The sequence below is a fragment of the Halobacterium sp. CBA1126 genome (genome assembly GCF_009741975.1).
Lineage (GTDB): Archaea > Halobacteriota > Halobacteria > Halobacteriales > Halobacteriaceae > Halobacterium.
Genome location: NZ_WPCF01000005.1, coordinates 33,631 through 47,975, shown reverse-complemented (window position 1 = coordinate 47,975; position 14,345 = coordinate 33,631). Strand labels below are relative to the sequence as shown.

Annotated in this window: 15 protein-coding genes, 1 tRNA gene and 1 pseudogene; 5 read left to right on the top strand and 12 right to left on the bottom strand. The window is 68.3% G+C overall.

Features of this window, described 5'->3' with window-relative positions:
- From GJ634_RS01460 to GJ634_RS01445, 4 genes are all read right to left on the bottom strand, one after another.
- On the bottom strand, window positions 1–906 hold a 906-nt coding region (locus GJ634_RS01460), incomplete at its 3' end, for a matrixin family metalloprotease (protein ID WP_157500152.1).
- Window positions 907–965: 59 nt separating this feature from the next.
- Window positions 966–1,781 carry a DNA cytosine methyltransferase gene (locus GJ634_RS01455; RefSeq protein WP_157500150.1) on the bottom strand — a complete coding sequence of 272 codons (816 nt, stop codon included), beginning with the start codon at window positions 1,779–1,781 and terminating at the stop codon, window positions 966–968.
- Window positions 1,733–2,029: a DNA cytosine methyltransferase gene (locus GJ634_RS16335; RefSeq protein ID WP_157500148.1), complete on the bottom strand. Its 297-nt coding sequence runs from the start codon at window positions 2,027–2,029 to the stop codon at window positions 1,733–1,735. Before GJ634_RS16335 ends, GJ634_RS01455 begins: the two co-directional genes overlap by 49 nt.
- 4 nt (window positions 2,030–2,033) lie before the next feature.
- A complete protein-coding gene (locus GJ634_RS01445; protein WP_157500146.1) occupies window positions 2,034–2,201 on the bottom strand; it encodes a hypothetical protein in 168 nt (55 codons plus the stop codon).
- 116 nt (window positions 2,202–2,317) lie between these two features.
- Here GJ634_RS01445 and GJ634_RS01440 point away from each other — a divergent pair, with 116 nt between their 5' ends.
- Both GJ634_RS01440 and GJ634_RS01435 read left to right on the top strand, forming a co-directional pair.
- Window positions 2,318–2,611 carry a winged helix-turn-helix domain-containing protein gene (locus tag GJ634_RS01440; protein WP_157500144.1) on the top strand — a complete coding sequence of 98 codons (294 nt, stop codon included), beginning with the start codon at window positions 2,318–2,320 and terminating at the stop codon, window positions 2,609–2,611.
- Window positions 2,608–3,594, top strand: a complete 987-nt coding sequence (locus GJ634_RS01435) for a hypothetical protein (protein WP_157500142.1) — start codon at window positions 2,608–2,610, stop codon at window positions 3,592–3,594. Before GJ634_RS01440 ends, GJ634_RS01435 begins: the two co-directional genes overlap by 4 nt.
- Window positions 3,595–3,608: 14 nt before the next feature.
- Here the strand turns inward: GJ634_RS01435 and GJ634_RS01430 are convergent, their stop codons facing one another.
- A complete protein-coding gene (locus GJ634_RS01430; RefSeq protein WP_157500140.1) occupies window positions 3,609–4,892 on the bottom strand; it encodes an RNA-guided endonuclease TnpB family protein in 1,284 nt (427 codons plus the stop codon).
- Window positions 4,893–4,950: 58 nt separating this feature from the next.
- Between GJ634_RS01430 and GJ634_RS15255 the strand changes: the two genes are divergently transcribed.
- Together GJ634_RS15255 and GJ634_RS01425 are read left to right on the top strand one after the other, a co-directional pair.
- Window positions 4,951–5,091, top strand: coding sequence for a hypothetical protein (locus GJ634_RS15255; protein ID WP_197425355.1), 141 nt, complete (start codon window positions 4,951–4,953; stop codon window positions 5,089–5,091).
- Window positions 5,092–5,185: 94 nt separating this feature from the next.
- Window positions 5,186–5,707, top strand: coding sequence for a hypothetical protein (locus GJ634_RS01425; protein ID WP_157500138.1), 522 nt, complete (start codon window positions 5,186–5,188; stop codon window positions 5,705–5,707).
- Window positions 5,708–6,118: 411 nt separating this feature from the next.
- On the opposite strand, the gene GJ634_RS01420 is transcribed toward GJ634_RS01425, so the two are convergent.
- The 6 genes and pseudogenes from GJ634_RS01420 to GJ634_RS01395 all read right to left on the bottom strand — a co-directional run bounded on the left by GJ634_RS01420 (window position 6,119) and on the right by GJ634_RS01395 (window position 11,976).
- Window positions 6,119–6,190 (bottom strand) — tRNA-Ala (locus GJ634_RS01420).
- Between the two features lie 127 nt (window positions 6,191–6,317).
- The gene (gene rpsJ, locus GJ634_RS01415) at window positions 6,318–6,626 is read right to left on the bottom strand and encodes a 30S ribosomal protein S10 (RefSeq protein WP_059055443.1); all 309 of its coding nucleotides are present in this window, start codon (window positions 6,624–6,626) and stop codon (window positions 6,318–6,320) included.
- 3 nt (window positions 6,627–6,629) lie between these two features.
- The gene (tuf, locus tag GJ634_RS01410; protein WP_157500136.1) at window positions 6,630–7,895 is read right to left on the bottom strand and encodes a translation elongation factor EF-1 subunit alpha; all 1,266 of its coding nucleotides are present in this window, start codon (window positions 7,893–7,895) and stop codon (window positions 6,630–6,632) included.
- 142 nt (window positions 7,896–8,037) lie between these two features.
- Window positions 8,038–8,978, bottom strand: a pseudogene (locus GJ634_RS01405) (homoserine dehydrogenase).
- Window positions 8,975–9,496: an amino acid-binding protein gene (locus GJ634_RS01400; RefSeq protein WP_157500134.1), complete on the bottom strand. Its 522-nt coding sequence runs from the start codon at window positions 9,494–9,496 to the stop codon at window positions 8,975–8,977. The pseudogene GJ634_RS01405 and the gene GJ634_RS01400 overlap by 4 nt, the downstream one beginning before the upstream one ends.
- A gap of 290 nt (window positions 9,497–9,786) precedes the next feature.
- Window positions 9,787–11,976 carry an elongation factor EF-2 gene (locus GJ634_RS01395; protein ID WP_157500132.1) on the bottom strand — a complete coding sequence of 730 codons (2,190 nt, stop codon included), beginning with the start codon at window positions 11,974–11,976 and terminating at the stop codon, window positions 9,787–9,789.
- 165 nt (window positions 11,977–12,141) lie between these two features.
- On the opposite strand from GJ634_RS01395, the gene GJ634_RS01390 reads away from it, so the two are divergent.
- Window positions 12,142–12,906, top strand: coding sequence for a DUF5781 family protein (locus tag GJ634_RS01390; RefSeq protein WP_157500130.1), 765 nt, complete (start codon window positions 12,142–12,144; stop codon window positions 12,904–12,906).
- On the opposite strand, the gene GJ634_RS01385 is transcribed toward GJ634_RS01390, so the two are convergent.
- Window positions 12,903–14,315, bottom strand: coding sequence for a sorbosone dehydrogenase family protein (locus GJ634_RS01385; protein WP_157500128.1), 1,413 nt, complete (start codon window positions 14,313–14,315; stop codon window positions 12,903–12,905). The genes GJ634_RS01390 and GJ634_RS01385 overlap by 4 nt on opposite strands.
- Between the last annotated feature and the right edge of the window lie 30 nt (window positions 14,316–14,345).

The window sequence follows — 14,345 nt, the reverse complement described above, 5'->3', positions numbered from 1 at the left end:
CGACGACGACGCGGACGTCCGTGTAGTACTCGGGGGTGCCGTCGCCGTCGACGTCCGGGCCGTCCCAGTGCGCACACGACGACGACACGCCGATCGCGTCGCAGTCGACGGACTCCCGGAGCGCCACCACGACTGCCGCGTCGTCGGGGTCGTCGACGAGTTCGAACGCCGGCGGGTTCGCGACGGTGCCGTCCGCGCCGCGCTCGTAGTAGCCGACGGCTTCCCGCACGCGCTCCCGCGCCGCGTCCGTCGTCCCCGTCTCCGCCGTGACGGCGACCTGTAGCGTGTCCGAGTCCCACGAGTACGCCCGCGCCGCGCGTCCGCGACGTCGCCGTCCACGCGCGAGGAGAGGCTCTGCGTCATCACGCCGTCCGGCCCCTCGCCGTGCCGGAACCCGAGCACGTGGCCGAACTCGTGTTTCAGGACGGCGCGCATCGTCGCCCGGGTGTGGCCGGCGCGCACCCGTATCGTCACGTCCTCGGTCACCGTCGCTCTCGGCGGCACGACCGGCGCACACCCCAGCGCCACGTCGGCCTCGTCGACGGGACACCGGTCGACCGCCGCGACGGCCTCCACGCGGACGTCCGCTGACTCGTCGCTCGCGACCACCTCGAACGACGGCCGATAGCGGTCGTCCGCGTACGTCTCGTTCTCCCAGAACGCCACCGTCTCCCGGACCGCCGGCCGCAGCGCCCGGCTGGTGCCCGCGTGGTCCTCGACGGCGACCGTAATCGGCCCCGGCCCCCACGGGTTCACTGCGCGGTCGGCGGGCCGGTCGGTCACCGTGAACGGCGCCGACGGTCGGTCCGTGGCCGTGTCCGTGTCGACGACGGTCGGCTCCGCGGCGAGACAGCCGGCGCTGGCGACGAGCGCGAGCACCGCGAGCGCCACCAGCACGCGGCCCATACTCGGCGACGTGTCGCGTAGCCGGCATTAACGTACCGCTCGCCGTGCGGCCGCGCAGGCTACGCGGGGACGGTCTGCTCGGCGATGGCGTCGGCGACAGCGCGCGCGAGCAGCGGCGGCACCGCGTTCCCCGTCATCTGGCGCTGCTTCGCGATCGGGCCCCGGAACTCGTAGTCGTCGGGGAACGACTGGAGGCGCGCCCGCTCGCGGACGCTCAGCCCCCGGTCGTCGGTCGGGTGCGCGAAGTGGTAGGTCGGCCGCGGCCCCGCCAGCAGCGTCGGCGCCGGCTCCCCGAACTCGAGGCGGCGCTTCTGGGACCAGCTGTCGTAGGGGATCTTCTCCCCGGGCGCCGTCCGCTCGATGCGCTCGGTCACCGTCTCCCCGTGGTTCGGCGCGCGGTGGTTCCGCAGCCCCGCGCCGCCGGCCCGCATCGCCGTCTGGTACTCGCCGTCCGGGTCGGCCGCGTACGCGGTCTTCTCCTCGCCGGGTTCCAGCGACGGCAGGTCGCCGAACGCGTCCCGGACCGTCCGCGGCGGCTCGCGGTCCGCGAACAGCGTCTGCTGGTCCTTGGACTCCCGGAACGACCCCTCGGGGAACTCGAAGCCCTCGCCGCTCTTCCGGCCGACGAAGAACGCCCGCCGCCGGCGCTGTGGCACCCCGTAGTCGGCCGCGTTCAGCACCGCCCACTCCGTCTCGTAGCCGATCTCCGCGAACTGGTCGAGCAGGTACTCCAGGACCTTCCCGTCCTCCATCGACGTGATGCGGGGGACGTTCTCCATCACGAACCAGTCCGGGTCGACCTCGTAGACGGACTTCACGAAGTTCGTCACGAGGAAGTTCCGCTCGTCGCCCGGCGTCGTCTTCGCGCCCGCCAGACTGAACCCCTGACACGGCGGCCCGCCGACGACGCGTCGAGGTCCCCGGGGTCGTAGCCCAGCCGGTCCAGCACGTCCCCGCCGGTGACCTCGCTCAGGTCGGCCTCGACGAACGCCGCGTCGTGGTTGTGCTCGAACGTCGCCGCGAACGCCCCCTCGTGGTCGACGCCGCCGACCACGTCGTAGCCCGCCTGCTCGAACCCCGCGGAGAGGCCGCCCGCGCCACAGAAGAGGTCCAGGACCGCCATCCGCTCACTCCCCACCCTGCTCGTGCTGCTGGCCGCGGTGGATGTTCAGCCCCCGCCGGGAGTCGAACTCCCGCTCGCAGTCCTCGCAGACGAACGACTCCCCGGCGTCGGCGTCGTCGCTGGCGAACGGATAGCTCGACACCACCTCGTCAGAGTCGCGCTTCTCGGCCATCTTGGCTCGTCGTTGTGCGCCACGGTTATTAGCTTTTGTGAGGTACTCCGTCCCTGTCTCGTGTGTATCCCGACGCTAACGCTTATCTACCTCGTGTGTATCCGTTCGGACACACGATGCCCGACGAGGCCGACAGCGACGGCCTGTCCGACGAGGAGCTAGACCGCTACGGCTACGTCTCCGCCAGCGAGCGCCGCGTCGCCGTCGTCACCGCCCTGCGGGAGAACCCGCGGACACCGAAGCAGCTATCCGAACGGACGGACATCCGACTGAACCACGTGAGCAACGTGTTGTCGGAACTCGCCGACGAGGACGTCGTGACGTGCGTGAACCCCGAGCGCAAGCGCGGCCGCGTCTACCGGCTGACGCCGCTCGGCGAGACCGTCTCCGCGGAGGTGGCCTCGCGGTGACCGAGTACACCATCGTCCACGACGCGATCCAGGAGGCCGACTGGTTCCAGCGGCTCGCCGACGACCTCGCGGGCGCGACCATCTCCCGGCTGGACGACGACGCCCCCGAGGCCGTCCTCGAGATCGCGAGCTACGACCGCCCCGACGTCATCCTGCTCGCCGACGACGACCCCGTGCTCGTCGTCGAGAAGACCGGCCACGTCCCCACCGGGAAGAACCCCCTCCAGCGGGTCGCGCGGCTCGTGAAGGCCGCCGAACTCGGCGTCCCCGGCGTCTTCTTCGTGCCGTACGCCGCGAAGAAACACGGCGAGAACGCCTCCAAGACGAACCTCAACTACCGCGCGATTCAGGCGCTGCGCCGCATCGAAGCCGTCAACGACACGCCGATGCTGATTCCGCCGTGGCCGACCGACGACGACTACGAACTCGTCCACGACGGCTCCGAGGACGAGCTCGTCGGCCGGTTCGTGACGCAGTTCCTCCGCAACGGCTGCGACCCCGACGTCCCCGCGGCCGACGAGATTCGCGAGCAGTCCGAGCGCGGCGCCGAGCGCATCCTCTCGGAGTACGCGCCCTACGAGCGGCCGCCGAACTCCGTCGCCATCCGGCCCACCGAGGACGTCGTCGCCCAGCACGACGGCCTCCCCGGCAGCGGGTCGTTCCGCACCGACCGCGACGAGACGGTCGTCTGCGAGTTCGGCTTCCGGACGCGGCGCACCGACCCGTACGTCGGCGCGCAGTTCGCCTACGACTACCTCTACTGCCGCACCGGGCCGTCGGTCGCCGACCGCGACCGCAACCTCGTCCTCGACATGCCGGAACTCGACCGGGAGACGTGGTTCGACTACCACCCCTACAAGCCCGGCAACAAGACCGCGCTCTGGTACGCCTGCGCGGACGCGCTCGTCCTCTCGGACGACGTGCTCACGGACTTCGCGCAGTTCCGCCAGGGCGACCGGGGCCGCATCGACCAGTACCGGTGACATCCTCGCCCGCCCTAAAGGGCGGGGCTTCCTACAAGGGAAGCCTCATCGTCGGGGGTTCCGGAACCATACTCCGAGAGAGTCGTCTGTCGGGAGTTCCGACTCATCTCCCGGTGTCCCAAGGCACTGTCACAAGTGCTCCCATCCTGTGGCGTGTCATCGCGTTCCGGTTTCCAACGAACGCTCTCACCCCACGGGTTGAGGCGACCAGCGATATTGGCCGCCGCGTTGATATCCGCTTGATACTCCGTCACCCAACACTCGCTGTTCGTACACCGGAACTCGGCCTGTGCCGAACGCCGTCCGAGATTCCCGCACGCATGGCACGTTTGGGACGTATACGATGGATTCACAAATCGGACGGGAATACCGGCGTCGAGGGCTTTGTCCTCGATGCGCCCGGTGAGACGGGCGAACGCCCAGTTGTGGAGACGACGGTTCATCCACTTGCCGTAATCCAGATGTTCGCGGATCTCAGAGAGGTCTTCAAGGACGATAACCGGACTCTCGAAGGAACGAGCGTACTCGACAGCCTGTCGAGACGCCTTCTCGACAATATCCGTGAGCGCGTTCTGGTAGTGGTCGAATCGCTCGTTAATGCGCCAGTCAGCGTCACGTTCTTGCAATCGTCGGAGAGTCGTGAACATCTCCTTGCGGAGGTGACGAGCACGTCCGCCGTCAAACATCATCGGTTGGGTGGGAGTATCGTCCCGACAGGCACAGCCCGTCAGGAGTTTGGATTCGCCGATATCGAATCCAATCGGTGTTGGGTCGTCCGGCTCCTCGGGTTCCGCGACATCGTACTCGACAGTAACGTGAAGAACCCAGTTCTTCCGGTGTTCTTGCAGACGGAACTCGCCTACCGTCGCGTCGTCGGTGAACAAGTCCTCCCACAACTCCCGCTGAGCGGGATTGATACGGAGCGGAATCCAGAAGGCGTTGCCACGTCCGGCTTGGGGAACGCGCCAGCAGAACTCGTGTTCGCGTTCCTCGGAGTGGTCGATTCGGAACCCTCGGTTCGTGAATCGGACTGGGTGGTCGTCTTCGAGTTCCGAGGCGTTGTACGTCCGGCGGAGTTGCGGGACGTAGTTCTTGAGCGCGTCCTTCGCGTAGGACGTGAGATTGTAGCCGGTAACGACATCGTTGACCGCCGTCTGCGTATCCGCGCCACTCTCGAACGCGTCGTCAAGAGCGCGGCGGTACGTCGCCACGGTCCGCTGAAGCCGTTGCTCTTTGTGCGCCGTTGGTGGCGCGAGCGTGGCTTCGAGCGTTTTCGTGGCGGTGGTTTCGGCAGCCATCCGACAGTACAAGGCACGACCGTAACCCACATAAATTACATGGGTAGTACACTAATGCATGGGTGTAGAGATCAGGTTCGAAGTAGACGAAGAACAGTACGAGCGACTGAAAGCAATCAAAGACAAGCGAGGATACACATGGAAAGGCCTCATGCTCGAAGGGGTCGAAGCACTCAACACCGACGAGACGGCCGAGTAGGACAGACAGCCGGGCGAAACACGTGCGAATGCCCAGCTAAACGCACGCGATTCCTCTCCGCCGCAAGAGGCGGGGTTTCCTCGCTACCGCAAAGATGACGTCCGAAGCGGAGGTGTACCTCTGGACGAAGCGGCTGTTCCGCTCGCGGGACTGGACGATTCTCGCCAGCGACCCGCCCCGGGGGACGGACGTCCCGCGGCTCGAGGTGAAAGAGCCCGGCGGCACGCAGAGCCTCACGAAGAACGCCAACGCCGTCATCAACGACCTCGTGTACTGCCGGGACGGCGCGCTCGCGCTCGTCGAGTGCAAGGACAGCGCCGCCAAGACCGGCATGGACGTCGAGAAGCTCGAACGGCTCTGCGGGGACCCCGCGTGGCGCGCGTCGCTCGCGGACGCGATGGCCGGCCGCTCGCTGTTCGCCCGCGACGACGCGCCGGCCCCGAGTGCGGTCCGCAGCGGCGACGCGCTCGTCCCCGTGCTCGCGTACCCCGGCGACCCCCAGTCGGGACTCCCCGCGTTCGTCCAGCTCACGTTCGAGGACGGCGACGCCACTGTCACGGTCGGCCGCGACGTCCCCGAGCGCGCCCGAGAACGATTCCACGCGCTCTCGGGCTGACTGCGTCCGTCGCTCTCTCGCGGTGGGATTCGTGGGTTCGTGGTCGCGTGTTGGAGATGTCGACGGGCGAGCGACACAGCAGTCGGTCGCGGGTGACGTTGTGAGAGGGGGACTCGCCGGGACTGAGCGACCGCTACGCGTTCGCGAGGGTCGGCGCGACGGAGTCGCGCCGGGATTTGAACCCAGAGGAAGACGGACCGCTCGCTACGCTCGCGGTTGCGACTTCCAGGGCTTCAAATCCCGACTCGTCAACTACACTGCCTTGACGCGGAGTGACACAGCAGTCGCTCCGCGGTCGAGTGTTAGAGAAGTGGACTCGCTGGGATTCTCGCGAGCGTTGAAAGAACTCGTTCTTTCGAGTCCGCGTTCGCTCCGCTCACGCGGACGTAGCGAACGAAGTGAGCGAAGGAATGGACTCGCTGGGATTTGAACCCAGGGCCTCTTCCTTGCGAAGGAAGCGATCTACCACTGATCTACGAGCCCGCACCCAATCGAAGTCGACCGACGTATTTCAGACTTCTGTTTCGCGAGCCCTCGGGGAGTCGCGCTCGACCGGAGCCACGGCTACGGAGCGCGAATAAGTGGGGAAGGGGGCGTGTGACAGCCCGCGTCAGTCTTCGAGAACGATCTCGATGCTGACTTCGTTCGGCACCTGAATCCGCATCAGCTGGCGGAGCGCGCGTTCGTCCGCGTCGATGTCGATGAGACGCTTGTGGACGCGCATCTCCCAATGCTCCCACGTGGCCGTCCCTTCGCCGTCGGGGGACTTCCGCGAGGGGACTTCGAGAGTCTTCGTCGGGAGCGGGACCGGCCCACTGAGCTTCACGCCGGTCTTGTCCGCGATCTCCCTGACGTCGTCGCAGATGTCGTCGAGGTCGTCGGGATTGACGCCGGCGAGACGAACGCGTGCCTGCTGCATGGATTAGGCTTCGTTGACGTCCAGGACCTTGCCGGCTGCGATGGTCTGCCCCATGTCGCGGACGGCGAAGGAGCCGAGCTCCGGAATCTCGGAGGACGGCTCGATGCTGAGGGGCTTCTGCGGGCGCACGGTGACGACCGCAGCGTCGCCGGACTGGATGAAGTCCGGGTTCTCCTCCTGGGTCTCGCCCGAGGAGGGGTCCATCTTCTTGTCGATGGACTCGATGGTACACGCGACCTGCGCGGTGTGCGCGTGGAAGACCGGCGTGTAGCCCGCCGTGATCACGGACGGGTGCTGCATGACGACGACCTGCGCGGTGAACGTCTCGGCGACCGTCGGCGGGTCGTCGGCCGGGCCACAGACGTCGCCGCGGCGGATGTCGTCCTTGCCGATGCCGCGGACGTTGAACCCGACGTTGTCACCGGGCTCGGCCTTCGGCACCTCTTCGTGGTGCATCTCGATGGTCTTGACCTCGCCACCGACGTCCGAGGGCTGGAAGCTGACGTTGTCGCCCGTGTTCATCACGCCGGTCTCGATACGTCCGACGGGGACGGTACCGATGCCGGAGATGGTGTAGACGTCCTGGATGGGGAGACGGAGGTCGGTGTCCGTCGGCGGGGACGGCTCGGGGAGGTCGTTGAGGGCCTCCAGCAGCGTCGGGCCGTCGTACCAGGGGGTGTTGTCGGAGTGCTCGGCGACGTTGTCGCCCTCGAAGGCGGACGTCGCGATGAACGAGGCGTCCTCCGTGTCGAAGCCGACCTGACCGAACAGGTCCTTGACGTCGGAGACGACCGCGTTGTACTTGGACTCGTCGTAGTCGACGATGTCCATCTTGTTGACAGCGACGATGAGTTCGTCGATGCCGAGCGTCCGCGAGAGGAACACGTGCTCGCGGGTCTGGGGCGCGACGCCGTCGTCAGCCGCAACGACGAGGACGGCGTTGTCCGCCTGCGAGGCGCCCGTAATCATGTTCTTCACGAAGTCCCGGTGGCCGGGACAGTCGACGATGGTGAAGTCGTACTCGTCCGTGGAGAACTCCTGGTGGGCGATGTCGATGGTGACCCCGCGCTCGCGCTCCTCGGCGAGGTTGTCCATGACGTAGGCGAACTCGAAGCCGCCCTTGCCCTTCTCCTCTGCTTCTTCTTTGTGCTGTTCGATGACGTGCTCGGGAACGCTCCCCGTTTCGTAGAGGAGGCGCCCGACCATCGTGCTCTTGCCGTGGTCGACGTGGCCGATGACGGCCAGGTTCTGGTGTCGTTCGTCGCTCATTGTCTGGTATCGCGCGAAAGGCGCGCTCTGTGGGAATCATTCGGCAGTTCGCACTAAAACCATTTCGGTACGCACTCAGCGCGACCCCGACGCCTTCTCGGGGTTTGTGCGAACACGGCACACGAACGGCGCGGGCGGCCGCCTACTCCAGCCGGTTCACGTCGCCCAGCACCGCGGTCGCCGTCTCGGGGCCGCCGGCCCCCCGCCCGGAGAGGTTCAGGCGGCCGGCGTGCTCGGTCTCCAGCTGGACGATGTTCATCGTCCCGGAGACCGCCAGCGTGTGGTTCTCGGGGACGAGCCGCGGGCCGACGCGGGCGCCGTCCTCGGTGACTTCGCCGATGAGCCGGACCGTCCGGCCGTCTTCGGCGGCGAGTTCGAGCGCCGACGGCGGGACGTCCGTGATGCCCTCGACGTCGACGTCCTCGAGCGCGTAGCCGCCGCCGTGGATGACGTTCGCGAGAATCGCGCACTTCAGCGCGGCGTCGGTCCCCTCCACGTCGAACGTCGGGTCGGCTTCCGCGACGCCGAGGTCCTGTGCCTCCGCGAGCACGTGCTCGTAGTCGAGGCCGTCGGTCGCCATCCGCGTGAGGATGAAGTTCGCCGTGCCGTTGAGCACGCCGCGGGCCGCGGTCACGCGCTCGGCGCCGACGCCGTCGATGGTCGACAGCGCGGGGATGCGCCCGCGACCGTCGCCTCGAAGCGGATCTCGCCCGCGCTGTCGGCTTCCAGCGCGCGCAGGTCGTCGTAGCGCTCCGCCACCGGCCCCTTGTTCGCGAGGACGACGTGGCGGTCGTTCTCGAGGGCCGCCCGCACGTGCTCGAAGCCCGGGTGGGCGTCGCCGAGCGTCGTCGGCGTCGCCTCCACGAGCGCGTCGTACTCCGCGGCGAGCGCGTCCGCGGGGTCGTCCTCGCCGACGCTGCCGACGCGTTCCTTGTGGTCGAGCGCGGCGTCGACGTCGACGCCGTCCGGGTCGACGACGGCGCCCGTGGAGTCCGCGAACGCCGTCACCGTGTGGCCGTACTCGCCGGCGAGGTCCGCGACCGAGCGGCCGACGTCGCCGGCGCCCATCACTGCCAGTCTCATAGTTCCCCCACGAGCGGTTCGACGACCGAGAGGTCTTTCTGCGCCGCCACGTCGCGGACCTGTTCGAGCGCGCGGTCCGTGCTCCCGGACTCGATGGCGAGCCGGACGCGGGCGCTGGAGACGCCCTCGGTCCCCTTCTCGGTGGTCAGCGAGAAGTCCGCGACCGTCGCGCTCCCGCAGCCCTCCAGCTCCGCGAGCGTGTCCGAGAGGTCGGTGTCGACGAGGTCGCCGACCAGCAGGACGCTGAGCGCTTCGCCGTACCGCTCGGAGTCCGCCTGGATGATGGTGACCCCGGCGTCACGGAGCGCCTCCACGATGTCGTCGAAGCGCTCGGGCGAACACTCCAGGTCGACCTCCACGGGGATGTGGCCGCGCGGCGTCAGCGACCCGCGCTCGTGGAAAATCGACAGGAGGTTGCCGCCGTTCTCCGCGATGGGGGAGAGCGCGCGCAGCAGCTCCCCGGGCTCGTCGACGAGCTCCAGCCGGAGCGTGTGCGCGCGGTCGTCGACCTCGCTCATCGTCTCCCCTCCGTCCTCGGCGACGCCCCGGCTGTTGTTGTCGGCTGCGAGCGCGAGTGCCGTCGCTCCGTGCCGATACCACGCCGGGCGCGTCTGCCTGCGTGCATACACTCTCACTCGGGGGCGTTCGCGCTATAAGCCTTCGGCCCGCACAAATCCTACCGATGGATAGCGGCAGTGCTGGTCGTCGAGTGCCTTCGCAGCGAGAACCGCGAGAGTCCGCAGCCGGTTGCGGTTTTTTAGCGTAGATTTTTACGCGGTTCGCCGCGCGAACCGCGTAAAAAGGTACCTTAGAAGTAGTCGATCTGCTCGGGCAGCTCGGTCTTCATGCCCTTGCGCTCTCGAATCTGCTTGATGATCTCGGGCTGGAGGTTGTCGGCCATGACGCGGAAGCCGGCGTTCTCCGTGTTCCAGGAGGCGCGGCCCTCGGTGGCCGAGCGGATGTCACTGGAGAAGCCGATCATCTCTTCGACGGGCGCGATGCCCTCGACGACCATCATGCCGCCCTCCTGGTACATGTCGTCGACGCGGCCGCGGCGTCCCTGAATCTCGCCGGACGCGGCGCCCATGTGCTCGGAGGGGACGTCGATGCGGACGTCCTGAATCGGCTCGAGCAGGCGAATCTCGGCGTCCATGAGGCCGCGGTGGACGGCGTCGCGGACGGCCGGGATGACCTGCGCGGGGCCGCGGTGGATGGCGTCCTCGTGGAGGCGGGCGTCGTGGAGGCGGATGAGCGCGCCTTCGACGGGCTCGGCGGCGAGCGGGCCGTCCTCGAGGGCCTCCTCGAGGCCTTCGACGACGAGCTCCATCGTCTCGTTGAGGTGCTGGATCCCCTTCGTGTCGTCGATGAAGATGTTCTTCCCGATGATGTTCTCGACGTTCTGCGAGGTGTCCTTGTCCATGCCGGCGTCCTGGAGCGTTTCGCGGCGCTCCTGCTCGGGCATGTCCATCGTGACGTTGCCGAGGCGGAGCTGCTCGAGGACGTCGTCGTCGAGCTGCTCGATGGTGATGTAGAACTTGTTGTGGCGGTTCGGGGAGACGCCCTCGACCTCGCGGGAGTCGCTGGTCGGGGACTCCCGGAAGACGACGATGGGTTCGCCGGTGTTGACGGGGATGCCCTGGTTGCGCTCGATGCGCTGGGTGATGACCTCGAGGTGGAGCTCGCCCTGCCCGGAGATGAGGTGTTCGCCGGTGTCCTCGTTGATCTCGATCTGGATGGTCGGGTCCTCCTTGGCGACCTGCTGGAGCGTCTCGATGAGCTTCGGCAGGTCGTCCATGTTCTGGGCCTCGACGGACTTCGTGATGACCGGCTCCGAGATGTGCTCGATGGACTCGAACGGCGTCATCTCGACGCTGGAGACGGTCGAGCCGGCGATGGCGTCCTTGAGGCCGGTGACGGCGGCGATGTTCCCCGCGGGGACTTCCTCGACTTCCTCGCGCTCGCCGCCCATGTAGATGCCGACGCTCTGGATGCGGTTCTTGCCCGCGGTCCCGGAGACGTACAGCTCCTGGCCCTTCTCGAGGGTGCCGGAGAAGACGCGGCCCGCGGCGATCTCGCCGGCGTGCGGGTCGATGCCGATGTCGGTGACCATCAGGACGACCTCGCCGTCCTCGTTGACCATCCGCATCGTGTCCGCGATCTCGGACTCGGGGTCGCCCCGCCAGATGCGCGGGATGCGGTGGGGCTGGGCCTCGATGGGGTCCGGGAAGTGCTCACAGACCATGTCGAGGACGACGTCCGAGAGGGGCGTCCGCTCGTGGAGCTCCTGGCGCTTGTCGGCGCGCTCGAGCTCCATGATGTCGCCGAAGTCCATGCCGGTGCGCTGCATCGACGGCATCGAGACGCCCCACTTGTAGAGCGCGGAGCCGAACCCGACGGTGCCGCCCTCGACGGAGACCGTCCAGTCCTCGTCGATGTCGTCCATCTCCTCGGTCATCCCGCGGATGAGCTCGTTGACCTCGTGGATGACGCTCAGGAGCCGCTCCTGCATCTCCTCGGGCCCCTCCTGGAGCTCGGAGATGAGGCGGTCGACCTTGTTGATGAACAGCGTCGGCTTGACGCCCTCGCGGAGCGCCTGCCGGAGCACCGTCTCCGTCTGGGGCATCGCGCCCTCGACGGCGTCCACGACGACGAGCGCGCCGTCGACCGCGCGCATCGCCCGCGTGACGTCGCCGCCGAAGTCGACGTGGCCAGGGGTGTCGATGAGGTTGATGAGGTGGTCTTCGCCCTCGTACTCGTGGGTCATCGAGACGTTCGCGGCGTCGATGGTGATGCCGCGTTCCTGCTCGTCCTCCTCGGTGTCCATCGCGAGCTGTTCGCCCGCGGTGTCCTCGGAGATCATGCCGGCGCCGGCCAGCAGGTTGTCCGTCAGGGTGGTCTTCCCGTGGTCGACGTGCGCGGCGATGGCGATGTTCCGGATCTGCTCCGGCTCGTCCATCAGCCGTTCGCACTTCTCGACAATCTTCTTGCGTCGGCCCATTAGGCATTCATACTGCCAGCGGGTTCAAAAGGATAGTGTTTTGCCGAGACCACGGCACGGCGGAACACGGCGCGGAGCCGCCAACTCGTCTGGTTCGTCTCCCCGGGCGCGGTGGCTGCCGTGGGCGAAAGAGTCTTTGCCGCTACGGCCGTGTGAACAACTATCATGCAGTTGCGCGTGACCGGCGGAGGGCCCGCCGAGCCGTTTCTCGGCGCCCGCGACGTCTTCCAGACCGAACACGACCTCGAACAACCGGTCGAGGTGCGCGTCCGCGAGAACCCCGACGAGCGAACGTGGGCGGGCCACTACGACGACCACCACGTCCTCAACATCTCCCAGCAGGCCGCCACGTCCGCGATGGCCCGCGAGCTCGCGCTCCACGAGTTCGCGCATATGCACCGCCACGAGCACGACCACCCGAGCCACGTCCTCTCGATGGACGAAGTGCTCTTTCTCGCGCTGACGGGCCGCAGCGTCGAGCGCCGCGTGCTCACGCACTGCTACCAGATCGCCAACCACGTCAAGGACATCTACGCCGACGACATCACGCTCTCGGTCGGCCCGACCGACAAGCTCGTCGCGTTCCTCGAGTCCGAGCTCGCGGCCGCGCTCGCCGACCAGCCCGCCGCCGGGCCGTCGGTCGGCCAGCGGCTCACCGCGGGCGCCGACCCCTCGATGACCGCCGTCAACGCCGCGTTCGCGCTCGCCCTGCTCGAACGCCACGACGCCGTCCCCGACGACCACCGCATCTACGACCTCGCGCACGCGGCCGCCGAGGACGCCCCCCGAGATCGACGTCGAGGCGTTCCGCGAGCGGTTCGCCGAACTCGCCGCCGACCCCGACGAGAGCGACTGCGACGCGGCCTCGTCGACACCATCCGCACGTACGTCGACGCCCAGGAGACCACGACCGGGCCCGCGGCCGACTAAGCCGGTTTGATGCGGACGAGCCGGTCGTCGCCCTCCCGCGGGAAGTCGCCCTGCGCGCGGCCGTCGCGGTTCGACGTGATCGCGTACAGCGTGCCGTCCGGCCCCTGTTCGACGTGCCGGATGCGCCCGAGCTCGTCCTCGAGGGTCGTGTGGTGGACGGCGCTGTAGTTCGGGTTCATCCAGTCGGCGTCGAAGCGCGTCCCGCCGTTGGCGGCCGACGCCGGCTCGCCGTCCGTCGGGTAGATGGTGACGAGGTTGATGCGCTGGGAGCGCAGGCCGCCGACGACGAGGCGGTTCTGCCACGACGGCACCGCGTCCGCCGTGTAGAACACCGCGCCCGGCGGCGCCCACGTCTCGTCGGTGTTCACGACCGGGCGCGCGTAGTCCGTGCCGCGGTACGTCTCCGCCGTGCGCGCGCGCTCGCCCTCCGGCCCCCAGCCGTAGTTCTCCCCCGCGTTCAGCACGTTCACCTCGTCGTGCGCGGACGGCCCGTGCTCGGTTTCCACGGGCGTCCCGTCCGGCATGAACGTGATGCCCTGCGGGTTCCGGTGCCCCATCGTGAACACCCGCGGGTCGCCGCCCGCGATCTCCGGGTTGCTCTCGGGCGCGCTCCCGTCCGGCTCCATGCGGAGCACCTTCCCCGCGAGCGACGCGGGGTCCTGCGGGAGCGGCTGGTTCGTCCCGAGGTCGGGGTTGACCGACGCCGCGTCGCCCGTCGTCACCCAGAGGTAGTTCTCCGGGCCGAACGTGATGCGGGCGCCGTTGTGGATGATCTCGTTGCCGGGGATGTCGTCGACGACGACCGTCTCGCTGGCGGCGGTGTCGTCCGCGGAGACGTCGAAGTACGAGAGCCGGTTGACGTACGGGTCGCCGCCGGGGACGGCCGGCTCGTCCTCCCGCGTGTAGATGGCGTACACGAGCGGGACGTCCGGGTAGTTCGGGTGGGCCGCGATGCCCATCAGGCCGCCCTCGCTGCCCGCCGCCCACCAGCCGCCCTCCTCGCCGGGCGCGATCGCCTCGGCGTGGTCGATGACCTCCGGGGTCGCGACGGTCTCCAGCTCGTCGGAGTCGTACCGGGCGATCCGGCCGACGCGCTCGCTGATGAACAGGTCGCCGTTCGGCGCGAAGGAGAGGTCCCACGGAATCTCCAGCCCCTCGATGACGGTCTCGGTCGTCACGTCGAGGTTCGGCGCCTCCACGGGGTGGGACCAGTCGGGGTCGTACTCACCCCACGTCTCGATGTCGTGCCCGACGCCGAGGTCGTAGTCGGGGTCGTCGACCGTCGTCACGGGCGGTGCGTCGGGGGCGGTCGTCGCGTCGCGCGGCTCGTCCGGCGACGTACAGCCCGCGAGCCCGGCGACGCCGGCCAGCCCCGCGGCAGCGAGGAACGAACGGCGGTTACATCGCATACCCGGTGGTCCGGCGTCCAGCGTTAACTG